This window comes from Cryobacterium sp. RTC2.1, assembly GCF_035018685.1.
GTDB classification, from domain to species: Bacteria; Actinomycetota; Actinomycetes; order Actinomycetales; family Microbacteriaceae; genus Cryobacterium; species Cryobacterium glucosi.
Window position 1 is genome coordinate 1 of sequence record NZ_JASJXJ010000305.1, and the last position, 1,257, is coordinate 1,257.

General features: G+C 71.5%; 1 protein-coding gene. It reads left to right on the plus strand.

The window, feature by feature from the left end:
* Nucleotides 1-1,257, plus strand: a 1,257-nt coding sequence (locus QN357_RS18980) for a hypothetical protein (RefSeq protein WP_323505397.1), incomplete at both ends; no start/stop codon positions are given.

The window sequence follows — 1,257 nt, forward strand, 5'->3', positions numbered from 1 at the left end:
AGCGCACCCTGCCCCTGACCGCCGCCGGCGGGCGGGTCGCCATGCTCGTGGTCGTCGCCCTCGTCGCCGGCGTCGTTCCGGCCGTCACCGTTGCGGCACCCGCCCAGGCGGCGGGCGTCACCCCGTCGACGGCGGTCGCGCCCGCACTGATCGAGCCCGTGCTCAGCATCGGATTCGACGGCTTCGGCGCGACACCCGTCCTCTCGGCCGAGGTCACCGTTCCGGACGGCGACCCGATGGGCACCGTACAGTTCCTCGACGGCGCCGTCCCCCTCGGCGCCCGGGTCGCCCTGGCCCTCGCGCCCGGCGACCCGCACGTCGCCCGCGCCTCCCTGAGCGGCATGGCTCCGCTCGATCCGGGCTCGCATCCGCTCAGCTTCAGCTTCGAACCGGCCGGCACCGCCGTCGCCGCCGGCACCTCGAACGTGCGCATCTGGTCGTTCCTCGCCGACACCGAGGTCACCATCAGCACGGATGCCGCCGCCGCGGTGAACGGACCGGCGACCGTGACCGTGACGGTCGCCCCGACCTACGCCACGTCGATGAAGCCGGACGGAACCGTCGACCTCACCATCGACGGGACCACCGAGACCCTCACCCTCGTGGACGGCTCGGCGGAGAAGCAGGTCACCCTCCTTTCCGATCCGTACATCACCGCCGACTACGCGGGATCCGCCCTGTTCAAGCCCAGCTCCGGCCACTACCAGGTCGGCGCGGTCATCGTCCCTGACCCGACCCAGATCGTCGCCACCGTCTACAACCCGCCGTTCACCCTCGGTACGGTGATCAACGCCTCCGCCGTCGTGACGGCGCCGAACGCCGACTACGGCACCGTGGTGAAGGGGACGATCCAGGTCTGGGCGGGCCAGACCCTGCTCACCGAGTCGTCCAAGCTGACCCAGACGCTCAGCATCCCCACGACCGCCCTCCACGCGGGAAGCACCGACCTGCGCTTCGCCTTCGTTCCAGCCACCGGATTCGAGGCCTCCGAGACCACGTCGACGATCACCATCGCCCCGGCCCGAACGAGCGTCTCCGCCGCCCTGCAGCCGGCCTCCTCACCGACACTGGTGCCGCGCGGAAGCGCCCACGCGATGACCGTCGACGTCACCTCGGATCTGGACGGACCGCGCACGGTCGAGGTGCGCAACACCCGCACCTCCGCCCTCGTGGCCACCGGCAGCGTCACCGTCACCGACCAGCACGGCACCGGAAGCGTGGTTCTCACGGGACTCCTGCCGATCGGCAGCTACACGC